Below are 15,041 nucleotides of genomic sequence, written 5' to 3'. Positions count from 1 at the left end.
TCGATCAACTGCTTGTAACTCATGGTAACTACTCTTGTTTTTTGGCGATTACAGAGTACCACCAACAGGCAGTTGATCTCTCCTCACCGATTAACCATGAGTGGTGCACTTATTATCTGAATTCGGGAAAACATTCATTTTCACCTGACATATTTTAAATTTTATTAGAACTGGTTTATAAAAATATTGTTATCGTGACAAAAATTGGATGTGATTTTGAGGGTTTTGGAAAACGTTCTAAGATAAAAATAAAGCGTTTAATAAGGATGTTTGATTATAGTTTATTTTAAAAAGATTCTTTCCAGTTAATATAATATGGAGTGAATTGATTTTTACACTTCAAAATATAGCCAGAGTGAGCACCTAACATTAAATAGTTAAATGCTCACATTCTACACTTAATCCAATAGACTATTCAGTATTTGTATTGGGTGTCTGGGCTTGTTACCTGAAAAACGCTTCACCTGACAGCGGCAGGAAAAGCCGGTGGCGAGAATCGCTTCATCTTTAGTTTCCTCAATATGCGATCGCCATGAAGCATCATAAAGAGCCCTCGTATTTTCTTGGTTCTGTAACTCATGACCGTAGGTACCAGCCATGCCACAACATCCAGTACTTGGTGTATCTAAGTTAGAATTGAATTTTGTGAAAATACTTTTCCATACTCTTTTCGATTCGGGCATCGAGGTGGTTTCGGTACAGTGACTTAACAGCTTGAACTTTGATGGACTTAGCGTGTCTATACTTGGAATATCAATAGTTGCAAGCCACTCATGGGCCAACAGTACATTAAATTCTCCCCTACTTTCTTGAAGTATATCTTTATATTCATCTCGATAACACATAACTAACGAGGCGTCTAATCCCACTAAAGGTCTGCCGTTTTCACTTATCTTATTTAAAAATTCAGAAGCATTTGTCGCTGTTGACTTAAACTGTTTTAAAAGACCCTTTACGTGTTGAGGCTTCCCATTGGGTTTGAAGGGTAAAAGAAGTGGATAATATCCTAACTTTCTTATGAGTTGAATAAAGTCCGATACTAATTCAGCTTCATAAAAACTGGTGAAAGGATCTTGGACTATAAATATTGCACGTAGCTTTTCCTCAGCACTAAGCCTGTTAAATACTTCGTCAGAATAGTGATATTCCTTAGGTACTAATTTATGTAGTTGAACTTTACTTAGTAATGGTGAATCCACATAGCCAATAAGCTTTTCAAGTAGATAACTCGATATACTGTTATTTTGAACTAAATTACTCAAATTTGGGAATTTTGATATTACCGGTAACAAGCGCTCAATATTGGCAACTAAATAATCTTTTATTGGGCGATTGTAACGACTGTAATAAAAATTCAAAAATTTAGCGCGAAAAGTAGGTACATCAACCTTTATTGGACAAGCGGTCGTACAGGCTTTACAAGCCAAGCACTCATCCATGGATGCTTTTACTTCATGGGAGAAATCATACTCGTCTTTATTTCGACTATTTAAAAATCGCTCCCACCATGTGACTGTATTCTCACCATTAATGAGTCGCTTTTCTACTGATACTAAATCGACACCCTTGTTACTTTGTAATCGTAACCATTCTTTAAAAAGACCAGCTCTTCCTTTTGGTGAATGACGTCTATCTTTAGTCACCTTATATGATGGACACATGGGGGAGTTTTCATCATAGTTGAAGCAAAGGCCGTTACCATTACAATTGAGTGGGGGCTCATAACTTGTTTGTACTTGTACAGGTATCTCTCGATCAAGCCATGTTCTTTTCTGCCCGTCAACCGATACCAATTGGTCGTTCGAATCAATAGGTGTACATATTTTTCCTGGGTTCAGGCGATTGTTTTTATCGAATAAAGATTTTATTTTTCTAAGCTCGCTAAAAAGCTGCTCACCAAAAAACTCTGGGCCATACTCACTACGATAACCTTTACCATGTTCACCCCACATTAAGCCGCGATATTTTGCAGTAAGTGCAACAACTTTGTCAGAAATTGACCTAAGTAGCTGTTCTTGCTCTGGGTCAAACATATCAAGTGCTGGACGAACGTGAAGAACCCCCGCGTCTACATGACCAAACATGCCGTAATCTAATTTATAGCTATCTAGCAAATCTCGGAATTCCATTATGAAATCAGCAAGATTTTCAGGCGGAACCGCGGTATCTTCAGCAAACGCGATTGGTTTACGCTTTCCTTTAACATTACCTAATAAACCAACAGACTTTTTACGCATTGCGTAGATCTTTAGAATATCTTCTTTGCTATCTATTAACTGATATCCAATGACTCCAGCTTCTTTGTTTGCAATTAATGTATCTAACCTATTGCAAAGATTCTCTACCTTCGAATTGATCTCTTGTGTTGACTCACCATTGAACTCAACCATGTTCAAACCTTGCATATCATAGCCAGGTACATCTGTAATTAAGTCCGATACTGAATGCCAAATAATATCTTCTCTTGCTAACCCTAGTACTTTACTATCCACAGTTTCAACTGAAGTGGCATTTGCTGACACTAAAAATGGGCTATTTCTAAGTGCGGATTCAAAAGAATCATATTTTATATTTATTAATGTTTTGTATGGCTGGATCTTGGTTAGATTTAGTTTAGCTTCTGTTACTATCGCCAAGGATCCTTCTGAACCTGCAACGATTCTTGATAAATCAAACGTAGATAAAGATTCGTCAAAGACATTTTCAAGATCATAACCTGTCAAGAATCGATTTAACCTTGGAAACTTTTCAAGTATGAGAGTGCGATTGGAGCGGCATGCTTCAATTACATGAGCATAAATATCAGATGTTCTTGAATTTTGCTGAGCTAAAAGTTCCGCTTTTTCAATTGGAAGCTTTGAAGTGTTGAGCTCAGTACCGTCAATGAGATAAGTCTTTAAGCCTAAAATATGATTGCTGGTTTTACCGTAAACGAGAGAGCCTTGACCTGACGCATCGGTATTGATCATACCACCAATAGTTGCCCTATTACTTGTTGATAGGTCGGGTGAAAAGAAGAAGCCATAAGGTTTCAGAAAATCATTGAGTTGATCTTTGATAACCCCTGCCTGGACTCTGACCCACCCTTCTTTTTCGTTAATTTCTAATATTTCTCTCATATACCTTGAGAGATCAATTACTATACCTGGAGTTAATGATTGACCATTAGTACCTGTGCCACCTCCGCGGGGACCAAAAGTAAGAGAAAGAAAAGGATCCTGTTGCGCAAGTTCTAAAGCAACTTGTACATCTCTATTTGACTTTGGAAAAATGACGGCCTGAGGTACTTGCTGATAAATACTATTATCAGTTGACGTTACTAAGCGTGTGGCATAGCTATTATCTATGTCCCCAGAAAACCCTGATTCACTGAGTTTTTTGTGGTACTGGCTTATGAGCTCACTTGCAGAATCCTGCTGACTAATATTTTCGATCATGACGGTATATTTTACTTGCTTTGCATTAATTGTATCACGAAGGTTCCATGAACAACTTGAGAATTTTTGGGTTTGTTAAAAATGAAAATAGTTTATTTTAGATACTATTGTACAGTTTTGTTGATAGGGAGAAAGTAACATGAAAGTTATTAATAAATTAGTTTGTTCACTTTTATGATTTTTACTCGTATCTACATCGATATGACTTGATTGGAAAAGTGGCTAGTATAGTAATTCGCTGAGAATAACAGATAGCGAAGTGGTCATTAAAATGCTGCAAAAAGTTGCTTAAGCATAAAGCCCCAGTTCAATAAACTGGGGCTAATGGTATGTTATTTAGTGAACTTTTCAGCTAAATATAACCAAGTTTCAAGCACTGTATCTGGGTTTAGTGAGACAGAATCAATTCCTTCTTCTACCAGCCAAGCAGCAAAATCTTCATGATCCGATGGGCCCTGACCACAAATACCTACATACTTGCCTTTTGCCTTAGCGGTTTGAATAGCCATTGAAAGCAGTTTCTTGATCGCTGGATTTCGCTCATCAAAAAGGTGTGCGATAAGACCTGAGTCACGGTCAAGACCGAGAGTTAACTGAGTTAAATCATTTGAACCTATAGAGAAACCATCAAAGTATTCTAAAAACTCTTCTGCTAGCAGGCAGTTTGATGGAAGTTCACACATCATGATGACTTTTAGCCCGTTCTCGCCACGTTTTAAGCCATGAGCTTCGAGAATTTCAATCACTTGGGCTGCTTCTTCTAGAGTACGAACGAACGGGATCATGATTTCGACGTTGGTTAGATCCATGTCGTTACGAACACGTTTAATCGCTTCACACTCAAGAGCGAAACATTCCCTAAAGTCTTCAGAAATATATCGAGATGCACCGCGGAAACCGATCATTGGGTTTTCTTCTTCCGGCTCATACTGTTGACCGCCAACTAGGTTTGCATATTCGTTTGACTTGAAGTCAGACATACGAACAATAACTCGTTCAGGTGCAAATGAAGCGCCAAGTGTTGCTATACCTTCAACTAACTTGCTGATATAAAACTCTACTGGTGACTCATAACCTGCGATAAGCTCTTTAATTTCAGCCTGTAGCTCTGCATCTTGCTTGTCAAAATGAAGTAATGCTTTAGGATGAATACCGATCATACGGTTGATAATAAACTCAAGACGAGCAAGGCCGATACCTGCGTGCGGTAACTTAGCAAAATCGAATGCGCGATCTGGATTACCCACATTCATCATAATCTTCATTGGGATGTCAGGCATTGAATCGATGCGAGAAGAAATAACATCAAACTCAAGCTCGCCTTTGTAGATATAACCTGTGTCACCTTCGGCACATGAGACAGTTACGGTGTCGCCATTAGTAATCAAATCAGTTGCATTACCACATCCGACTACAGCTGGGATCCCAAGCTCTCGAGCGATAATTGCTGCATGGCAAGTTCGACCACCACGATTTGTTACGATAGCAGAGGCGCGTTTCATGATAGGTTCCCAGTCAGGATCCGTCATGTCAGTTACAAGTACGTCACCTTGCTTTACTGAATCCATTTCGTCAATAGAAGTCAAAACTTTAACGACACCCGAGCCAATCTTATGACCGATTGCTCGACCTTCAACAATAACTTCTGATTTTGATTTTAACTGGAAGCGTTCCATTACGTTCGCATCTTCGTTTGAACGAACGGTTTCTGGACGGGCCTGTACGATGTATAGCTTACCGTCGTTACCATCTTTTGCCCACTCGATATCCATTGGACGACCATAGTGTTTTTCGATGATAACAGCTTGCTTGGCAAGTTCTTCTACTTCTGCGTCGGTAATCGAGAATTGGTTAGATAGTGCTGAGTCTACATCAACAATCTCAACTTGCTTACCATGAGATTCATCACTTGAATAAATCATTTGGATTGCTTTCGAGCCAATATTTCTCTTAAGAACAGCTGGTTTTGATTTAGCAAGCGTTTGCTTATGTACATAAAATTCATCAGGGTTTACTGCGCCCTGAACTACCATCTCTCCTAAACCATAACTAGAAGTAACGAAAACAACGTCTTCAAAACCTGATTCAGTATCGATTGAGAACATTACACCAGAAGAGGCTTTGTCAGAACGTACCATGCGTTGAATGCCGGCTGAAAGCGCGACGCCTCTGTGGTCATAGCCTTGGTGTACACGATAAGATATGGCACGGTCATTAAATAGCGAAGCAAACACGTGTTTTATCGCGATCATCACGGCGTCAATGCCGCGAACGTTTAGGAAAGTTTCTTGTTGGCCAGCGAAAGAAGCGTCTGGCATATCTTCTGCTGTTGCTGAAGAACGAACAGCAAAGGAGACATCTTGGCTTGCATCACCGTGTAATTGGCTGTAAGCCTCACGGATTGCTTTATCTAATTCTGGTTGGAATGGTGTATCGATAACCCATTGTCTTATTTGGGCGCCGACTTTGGCTAATTCGTTGACATCATCAACATCGAGAGTATCTAGGATTGAGTGGATTTTTTCATTGAGCCCTGATTGCTCAAGAAATTCATTGAACGCATCAGCGGTTGTTGCGAATCCACCAGGTACTTGTACACCAGCGTTAGCAAGGTTAGATATCATTTCACCTAGAGAAGCGTTTTTACCACCAACTCGAGGTACATCCTGCATACCTAACTCTTGATACCAGAGAACGTAGTCTTGCACGGAACTGTCTCCAAAACAAATTGTATTAAATGTGAGAGATTAATTGACCTTTCCACTAGGTCACAGGCATTCTACAACGGTATGGCTGCCTTCGTAAACCGCGTTGGCTTATTTTAAACAATTTCTAAATGAATAATATCAAAATGAGAACTGCATTTTATATTTCCGATGGCACAGCGATAACTTCTGAAGTGTTCGGTCATGCTACGCTTTCTATGTTTCCTGTTGAGTTTAATCACCAGACAATTCCTTTCGTCGAAACAATAGAAAAAGCTAATGAAATTAGAAGCTTGATCGACTCTGTAGCTGAAGCTTCAGGAGAAAAACCATTAGTGTTCTTTACTTTTGTTAACCCTGAGCTATCTGAAGTTATTCTTTCATCTAAGGGTGTTTGTTATGACTTTTTATCGTATTCGGGTGAACTTGTAGGTGAAGAACTAAAAGTTTGCCCTGTGCCGAGAATACACCGTACGCATAGTATTCACGAGTCTACTTATGACTTTAGAATTGATGCTGTTAACTACGCTTTAGCAAATGATGACGGTGCAAATATTAAAAATTACGATGAAGCTGACATTATTTTAGTCGGTGTTAGTCGTAGTGGTAAAACGCCAACCAGCTTATATTTAGCACTACAGTATGGAATTAAAGCTGCGAATTATCCGATGACAGAAGAAGATCTGGAGAGCGGTAAGCTACCAAAATGTTTAGATAATTATAAAAAGAAACTTTTTGGCTTAACTATTGAGCCTGAGAGATTAGCTGCTATCAGACAGGAGAGGATGGCAAACTCAAAGTATGCGTCTATAAGGCAATGTCGTATTGAGGTGAAGGAAGTTGAGATGTTATTTAAGCGCAATAAAACTCCCTATTTGAATAGCACGCGATATTCCGTTGAAGAAATATCAGCCAAGATAATTTCTGAAACAGGCTTGAAACGCAGAAAATACTAAAAGAAGGCCGCGTGTGCGGCCTTTTGGAACACAAATTCTTATCTTGCTTTTCTTGCGTCTTTAAGTAAGTCTGCGACTAAAAATCCAAGTTCTAAGACTTGATCTGCATTTAAGCGTGGGTCACATTGAGTTCTGTATCGCTGTGACAAGTCTTCATCCGAAAGACCGTACGCACCACCAACACACTCAGTCACGTGCTGTCCTGTCATTTCTAAGTGCACACCACCAGGGTAACTGCCTTCAGATTTGTGAACCGCAAAAAACTGACTGATTTCTCGAAGGATATTATTAAAACTACGTGTTTTATATCCTGTCGTCGATTTTTCAGTGTTTCCATGCATGGGATCGGATGTCCAAATAACTTTGCGACCTTCTTGTTGAATTCGACGTACCAGTTTAGGTAATTTTTCCGGAAGTACATCTGCTCCCATACGAGTGATCAGCGTTAAACGACCCGGTATGTTGTCTGGGTTGAGGGCGTCTACAAGCTGAATTAATTCATCTTCTTGCATTCCTGGGCCAACCTTAACACCTATTGGATTTTTGATGCCACGGAAAAACTCGATATGAGCATGATCCAATTGTCGCGTTCGCTCTCCAATCCAAACGAAATGAGCTGAACAGTCATACCAGTCGCCTGAAAGATGGTCACGTCTAGTTAACGCTTCTTCATAACCTAGTAATAGCGCTTCATGTGAAGTATAAAGCGGCGTTTCTTTAAGGCTCGGCGCTACAGTGGAATCGATACCACAGACTTCCATAAATTCGAGCGCCTCTTGAATACGCTCTGCTAGTTGTTGAAATTTATCTTTTAGAGGATTCGCAGCGACAAAACTCATGTTCCAGCGGTTTACTTGATGCAGGTCGGCAAGACCACCCTGTGCAAAGGCTCTGAGCAAATTGAGTGTCGCCGCTGATTGATGATATGCTTTCATCAACCTATCTGGATCAGGGATACGAGCATCTTCTGTAAACTCGAAGCTATTCACGATATCACCACGGTAAGAAGGTAAAGAAACACCATCTATAGTCTCAAAATCAGCCGAACGTGGCTTTGCGTATTGGCCAGCCATTCTTGCTATTTTGACAACAGGACACTTACCACCATACGTTAAAACCACAGCCATCTGAAGTAGGGTTTTGAATGTATCGCGAATATTTGCAGCACTAAAGTCAGAAAAAGATTCAGCACAATCTCCACCCTGTAATATGAAAGCTTTTCCTTCACATACATCCGCTAGGCTTTTGTATAGACTACGTGTTTCTTCAGCGAAGACTAACGGCGGTGCTGAATTGAGTTCACTCTCGACCGCACTCAATTTGGTTGAATCCGGGTATTCTGGTTGCTGTAAGATGGGCTTATCTCTCCAGCTATTTGGGCTCCAATTGGCCATTTTAAAATTCCTCATTCCAATATGTGTAAACACACTAGAACAGTACCCTAACGGCTAATTTTCATCAAGGGAAATATAGATTTTAATAAAACAAAGAACACATCATACTTTAGTAAGTTTTAATAGAATCAATACCTACGAAAGGATTTATAAAAATTCTCCAAGCACAAAAGATAAACCTCTTTAATATTGTGTTTATTTACGGACATCGTCTCTTTGAGCAGAGTCTATCAATTGTTCATTTGATTAAAGTTTAGAGTGATACATCTTCTCCAACGAAGGGGTTATTATGTTAAATAAGACTTTTAATCTAAGGTTGACGATAAAGTATTTAACTTTATTCTGTTCGCACTAGATCAAACTATAAAATATGCTTTTAGTTCGTTTTAGGTATTTTTGATTGATAAATTAGATACGATAACTTCTAAAAGTTTTCTCCACCTACTTTTACAATATTATTGAAAGATTGAGTTTGTATAATTTCTAGCTATAAAAAGGAAGTTTTACTAAGCATAATCTAAATTATCAAATCTTAGCTTGAGCCTAGTTATGAAAAAGTCTCTAAGCAAATCTTAAAACAAGCAAAAAAAGTTACCACTTGATTGATACCTTTCAAAGCGCACCTTTACCTACGTAGCTTAAAAATTCAATTATTAAGATGAAAGCAACATTTTAAAATGTGCCACAGCAGTATTAACTCTATTTTTTATCTTATAACGTTCTTTCGGGATTATTTTGAATGATAGGTTTTTTAGTCTAATCTCTACAGCAGCATGGTTTTACCAATAAACACTAGACATACCAGTACCGATAAGTAAAACGGTTAAATGTCAGATCCACTAACTAAAGCAATCATCTATTCAGACAGATTTACAATCATCAACTTGAGTCAATTGTCAACCCAGTTGAAATGTAAGACAGATTACGTTTAATTTTTGAGGCTTCTATACCTATCGCATAGAATTGATAAGCTTTCTTAGGTCACTTATAAGTAAAAGACATGATATTGGAGCTGGTAAAACTTTTTTGAGAAAAAAGAATCATAGCAATAATGCCATCAAGGATTACTTCTCGATCTTCCAGTAAGTCAAAAGTTAAAACCAATCTCACATTCGCCATTGAAAAATCGAATCTTGTTATCATACAACATATTCTGCATCTTCTAGCACTTTGGGCCTAAAAACGTAGGAAAAATTATTAATAACCCGATTTATTCATAACCTGCTTGCGTTCAGGTTTAGCATATTTTATTGATGACAATGTATAATTCTACCTTCTCAGAGTTATCAAATAAACAATAGCGATCGCTACCCTACTTCTTTTCTGTGAAAAATTCATTTAGTCGCTAAAAGACAATTCCCTTACTGTCCTTATTATCATAAAGAATATCAATCTAGGTCTTTCGGTAACATACATTTAGCGTTGTTACATTAGAATTGACTTTACTTCGTAAAAAGAGATATTATCGCGAGGAATGAGAGGAACACATCATACTTCATTTAAAATCAATATTCTCCAGAGCTGCAAAACAACAACCAAAGATAAGCGCAAGAACACATCATATGAGAAAGTCATCTTTCATACATCACTAGTACAGTCCAAAATTACCCTTATAGTCAAACAGCTATACTACATAGTTGATGATCTGATATAATAATGCTAACTTCAAAAAGAACACATCATACATGAATAAATTTAATATCCGTTCTACTTTCGATGTATTAATACATCATATTGATCAGTTATGTCATGAATTACAGCATAGCGAAATTATCAAAGCTAATTTTTATGAATTACCAGCAGTAAAAAAACAAGATGAGGAAATCGCACCTAAGCAGATTCCTATTTTAAAGTTAGACGGTGAAGATGCGAAAAAGAAATGTATAAACTCGTTCCGTGATATTTTTTTAAGTGGTCGTGAGAGTGGCAAGTTACTACAACGCTTTCCCGGTCTTTTACTTGTCAACGATCCGAGAGACACAATAAAATCAAGAGTCGCAGAAGTTAATTTAGCAAAAGAAAATTTTAAAAATACGATTTTGGAAATTTCTAACAACGATGCGCGGTTCGAGGCTGTGCATAATGCCGTACCTGATTTAATAACTCTTGCAGCCTATCGAAAGATTCATTGTGAATCAGAGCCGCCTTTTTCTGTTCGCTTTACCTGGATGAAAAAGCATGCGACTAGAGTGCTAACAAAAGATGCCGCTTTGGAAATGCTTAATCGCTCCTCTATTTATTCTAATCCGAGAATGATAGATCAAGAAAAGTGGAAACAATTAGTTGAACAAGAAAAATACCGTGTATCGAGCCTTTCTGAAAGTGCAAAGCTAAGAATAAGAAGGCCTACTCGAGTAACACCTGAAGTAAATGTCCGTTATACCGCATCGAACCGTTATCATGTCAGTGCTGCACTGCCTTTTATTTTATTAAACCCACACCCTGATACTAAAATTGGAGAACTCTCCAATTTTATTGAAAAAGATGACCACCCTAGAAAGCGAGAGTATAATTTTCTTGTTGATAGAATCTACCTAGAACGCTGTGATTAATCAGTATTTATGTGTGATTATGCGCGGAATAAGTTTCATGACCAAAATTTTCAGCTAATTTAACATAACAGGGTTACGGCGATAACTCCATTTAGTATGATGTGTTCTTTAAACACCTAGATTTGTATCATCAAAGTATAAGTTGAATCTACTAAAATAATAATCGCGTTAGACATCAAGTTGATGAAAGTTTAGATCAATTTTCTTAATTAAGTAGTCTATTTTTAGGCGAGATAATCTTATCGATAACTCCGCTACCGCCTCCTGCTATCGCTAAGGTACCTACATCCATATAGGCAAGGCAAAAATTTCTTATTTAGTTGTTCTAAATAAGAAATTTTTAACGCTGTTAGCGTCAGATTTATTCTTTCAAATTTTGCAAGTATTAAGTCTAATTGGCATTAGTAGTAAAAAAGAAGTTTGATGAGTGAGAAACCAATTTATAGCGATTGAAGCAAATTTTATAGTAATTCTATTTCAATATTTATGCTCGAAATGCGTAATAGCAGATAAAATATAAGAGAAGCTAGTTTGTTATTTTTTAGATGGCAATTTTTTAACATCGTCCCAACTAGCACTTGTATCTGAACAATAATAGTGGATACAGCTAACCGCACTTTAAGTTTTAAAAACTAAATTCAGGGAAAATCTGAAGAATAACGAATCTACTATTCTTCAGATTTTTTATTTGTTCCAAATACTATTATTTTGAAGCAGATTCCTGTTAATTAAATATGATTAGTTAAAAGTTTTCTATCGTGTAGCCGTTGGAAAACAGAGATCAGCAGAGGCGTTTATTAAATGTTTATATGGCATTTTTCGAACAAATACCATGACATTACTTTTTCACTATTTCTTCTAATGTATCTTCATCTATTACTTCTGCATTTTCAACGATACGCTTACCACCCTGAATCTCAATGCGCTTGTGGTGTTTGTTAAGCGCTAAAATTTCATCACAAAATTGTGCTGAAGGGTGCATTTCATAAACATAATCGATGATTTTTCCAGACTTTTCATCTTTAACATTTGAAATGTTGTACTCAGATATAGCCCCTTTTTCGATCAAATCCTTCATTGTTGTAGTCATATCACGACGTAGGGCTTTTAGTTTATTTTCTGTAATTTCATCATCAGAATAGATAGAGCCATACTTTTCCATGATTGAAATCAAACGAAAATGATATGTTTTACCAGGAGCTGCATATCGCCAAAGGTGATAGAGACGCAACATCATCCAACGCGATAAACCGCGTTTTAACTCTTGCGCACTATTAAAGTAATAACCTTTATACTCCAGATTATCAATCATGTTGTGTACAAAAGCATTAAGACAAGCTACACATTTTATGTTTCCACCCTGTCCTTTTTTGCCACTAAAATGAAGCGAAGACAAAAAGTTCATGTTTGATTCGTAGAAAGAATCATCAATACTTGGATTCTTAGTATCTGTTGCGGTGTATTTAAAAGAAAGTTTTGAACCTTGAAGTGCTTCTAGTGACTCCTTAATTTGAGGGTACGGCATCGACTGTCCAACGGCCTTGAGCTCTTGGGCTAGTTCATTCATAGAAAAGATAACAGCATATTGAATACCGGACTTAAAATTAATCTTTACTATTTTCCCTTTTGAAGCAAGACGAATAAGTGCACGTTCAACTTTTTCTTCACGATCAGAAGGCCAGACCAAAAATTCCTCGTCATCGCCATCTTTTTTCGTACTCACAACAGCAGGCGTAATTTTTATCTCACCCTCATACAAAATCCCATCAACTTTCTCTGAAATTTTTCTAGTAACGATCGTTTTTTTTGGCGCTTCTTCTAATGGTAGTTTTTTATGACCAGAGCGAACAAAACGACCCCATAAGTCATAATGATTAAAGGTATTTGAGTAGGCTCTCAAACCATGAGCTGCATGCTCTATTGATACCCGAACATCTTTATTATCAGTGAACAATGCCAAACTTTCATTATCGATAGCACTTTCTACACCATGGATCTGTCCACGAAGTGAATCGGGCAAATTGTCAACAGAGATGTTCACCTTCCGGCTCATTGTTTTACTTCCAAATTTTCATGACGTCTAATAACAACATATTCAGCAGGAAAAGTTAATGATTAAAGTTAGTATAAAAGTGATCTGAGGTCATTTTTTTTGTTTGGATCATTTTTTTACTAACTGGTTCAATTTTCAGATCAACATTTTACTAAGCTAGCATTAAAAGCCCATAAAAACCCTCTCAATAATCTAGTTTTTTGCTGATTTTGACCCACTACACCACGCCCCTGTGGAAAACTACAACCTAAATTAGTATAGATCTGATCTCTACTTAGAAGAGATCAGATCTATACTTACATTTTACGATCGGATCTTACCGCTACTGTGAATAACCAACTGATTTTTCTTAGTAAAAAATTGATCTCATTAATAAAAAAATAGCATATACCTGTGGGTAAGATGTGAGTAACTATAAAAATAAAATACTAGTTAGTAAAAATCAGATCTGTTAGTTGTAAGAGATCTGATCTTAACCAAGTAATATTGTGATCTAAGAAAAACAATAAAATTTATATAAAACATATAGATACATACTAAAATCTAAACCTTAGCCTTTAATACCTATATATTTAGCCATATCTAACCTTTCTTATTTATTCTTAGATGTAAACATAAATCACAAATGTCTTTGTTTTTTTGTGTTTACAGCAAATTGAATGGACATTATAATTATTAGCATCAAATGAAGGATAATGTGTATGTCTATAAATAACAATGCGCTCTCAACGTACAGACTGTTAAAAGCAACAGCTGAAGTCGCCGAACAATCTCTTGCTGGTCGGATACAACACTATCGCGCTCATTTAAAAACCGAAGAAAAAGAACTTCGAACTTATACGCAAAAAGCAGCTGCTGATCTTTTAGGTGTTAATAACAGAACACTCAAACGACGTCATGACCAAGGTGACTTTGACAATATAAACATTAAGAAAGGTGCTAACGGCCATTATGCCTATACATTATCAAATATTTTCGCTATGGCCGAAGTATTAGGTGTAAGTGCAGACCAACGTAAAGAAAAAGACAAACTTCAAGTTATCGTGATTAATAGCTTAAAAGGTGGCTGTGGAAAAACAACGAGTTTGGTAAATATTGCAGCAGCCTTAGCCACTACAAATATTAAGCGCTATCGCATAGGGATCATCGATCTCGATCCTCAAGGATCTTCATCCAGCTTTTTTCCATCAAACGATCATGAGCCGATCACAGTCGGTGATTTAATGAGAGATTGTATTGATTTAGATGAAGGCGAAACATGGGAAGATCTAGTTTCAAGTGCATTTCAGACAACCCACATACCAAATATTAGAGTACTACCATCAGGTATGGATGACTTTTACTTTGAACATGAAACTGCTACCGAATTGAAAGAAAGCTCAAGCTATGAATCAACAAGACACTATCATAAGCTCAAAGAAAAGGTTATAGAGCCTGTACAAGACGAGTTTGACATAATTCTTGTAGATACTGCACCATCACTTAATTTCATGTTCTACAATGCACTGATGGCTTCTACTTCAATGTTGATCCCTGTTCATCCAGAAGCGGTTGACTTCGATGCAAACAATAAATATCTGAAACGCCTCGGTGAAATTTATCACACTGTTGCAGCATTAGGTCACGAGGGGTGGGATTTTATGCAATTTTTGGTAACGAATTACGTAAAAGGAAACCATTCACAACGGGATATTGTTAAGGATGTGCGTAGTGCATTTGGTAGGCAAGTAATGAGTTACCCGATCAACCACAGTTCCGCTATCACCGCAAGCTCCTCGTCGTTTAATACGATATTCGATCAAAAGACTTCTGATAGCCTTGCAAGTAGAGAGTCTTTACTTAAAGCACAAGAAAATATCAAAGACGTAGTCGATGAACTTGAAATGCTTATTCGCTCAAATTGGCCTTCAACACAATCCTCGCTAGCAGAATAAAAAAGGTATC

Annotated in this window: 7 protein-coding genes; 3 read left to right on the top strand and 4 right to left on the bottom strand. The window is 37.3% G+C overall.

Annotated elements, in window-relative coordinates; all coding sequences use genetic code 11:
• Positions 1 to 398 precede the first annotated feature (398 nt).
• Positions 399 to 3,437, bottom strand: coding sequence for a D-2-hydroxyglutarate dehydrogenase YdiJ (gene ydiJ / locus F9Y84_RS16685; RefSeq protein ID WP_147391102.1), 3,039 nt, complete (start codon positions 3,435 to 3,437; stop codon positions 399 to 401).
• Positions 3,438 to 3,769: 332 nt separating this feature from the next.
• Positions 3,770 to 6,145, bottom strand: coding sequence for a phosphoenolpyruvate synthase (gene ppsA, locus F9Y84_RS16680; RefSeq protein WP_147391101.1), 2,376 nt, complete (start codon positions 6,143 to 6,145; stop codon positions 3,770 to 3,772).
• Positions 6,146 to 6,288: 143 nt separating this feature from the next.
• Between ppsA and ppsR the strand changes: the two genes are divergently transcribed.
• On the top strand, positions 6,289 to 7,098 hold the full coding sequence (ppsR, locus tag F9Y84_RS16675; RefSeq protein ID WP_128732017.1) for a posphoenolpyruvate synthetase regulatory kinase/phosphorylase PpsR: 810 nt from the start codon (positions 6,289 to 6,291) through the stop codon (positions 7,096 to 7,098).
• A gap of 38 nt (positions 7,099 to 7,136) precedes the next feature.
• Here ppsR and F9Y84_RS16670 read toward each other — a convergent pair whose 3' ends face one another.
• A complete protein-coding gene (locus F9Y84_RS16670; RefSeq protein ID WP_125251286.1) occupies positions 7,137 to 8,492 on the bottom strand; it encodes a class II 3-deoxy-7-phosphoheptulonate synthase in 1,356 nt (451 codons plus the stop codon).
• Positions 8,493 to 10,177: 1,685 nt separating this feature from the next.
• Between F9Y84_RS16670 and F9Y84_RS16665 the strand changes: the two genes are divergently transcribed.
• Positions 10,178 to 11,044, top strand: a complete 867-nt coding sequence (locus F9Y84_RS16665) for a DNA replication terminus site-binding protein (protein WP_147391100.1) — start codon at positions 10,178 to 10,180, stop codon at positions 11,042 to 11,044.
• Between the two features lie 838 nt (positions 11,045 to 11,882).
• Here the strand turns inward: F9Y84_RS16665 and F9Y84_RS16660 are convergent.
• Complete coding sequence (locus F9Y84_RS16660; RefSeq protein WP_125251284.1) at positions 11,883 to 13,097, bottom strand: replication protein A; 1,215 nt, start codon at positions 13,095 to 13,097, stop codon at positions 11,883 to 11,885.
• Between the two features lie 701 nt (positions 13,098 to 13,798).
• Here F9Y84_RS16660 and F9Y84_RS16655 point away from each other — a divergent pair.
• Positions 13,799 to 15,031 carry an AAA family ATPase gene (locus tag F9Y84_RS16655; protein WP_128730449.1) on the top strand — a complete coding sequence of 411 codons (1,233 nt, stop codon included), beginning with the start codon at positions 13,799 to 13,801 and terminating at the stop codon, positions 15,029 to 15,031.
• Positions 15,032 to 15,041: the final 10 nt, after the last annotated feature.

Source organism: Pseudoalteromonas peptidolytica (assembly GCF_012641745.1).
In the GTDB taxonomy this organism is placed as follows: domain Bacteria; phylum Pseudomonadota; class Gammaproteobacteria; order Enterobacterales; family Alteromonadaceae; genus Pseudoalteromonas; species Pseudoalteromonas peptidolytica.
This window is presented reverse-complemented; position numbering and strand designations above follow the sequence as displayed.

What these genes read in the sequence shown, in the direction of transcription:
- F9Y84_RS16660 (WP_125251284.1), bottom strand. Translation starts at nt 13,097, where the DNA reads ATGAGCCGGAAGGTGAACATCTCTGTTGACAATTTGCCCGATTCACTT.
- F9Y84_RS16665 (WP_147391100.1), top strand. Translation starts at nt 10,178, where the DNA reads ATGAATAAATTTAATATCCGTTCTACTTTCGATGTATTAATACATCAT.
- F9Y84_RS16670 (WP_125251286.1), bottom strand. Translation starts at nt 8,492, where the DNA reads ATGGCCAATTGGAGCCCAAATAGCTGGAGAGATAAGCCCATCTTACAG.
- F9Y84_RS16655 (WP_128730449.1), top strand. Translation starts at nt 13,799, where the DNA reads ATGTCTATAAATAACAATGCGCTCTCAACGTACAGACTGTTAAAAGCA.
- ppsR (WP_128732017.1), top strand. Translation starts at nt 6,289, where the DNA reads ATGAGAACTGCATTTTATATTTCCGATGGCACAGCGATAACTTCTGAA.
- ydiJ (WP_147391102.1), bottom strand. Translation starts at nt 3,437, where the DNA reads ATGATCGAAAATATTAGTCAGCAGGATTCTGCAAGTGAGCTCATAAGC.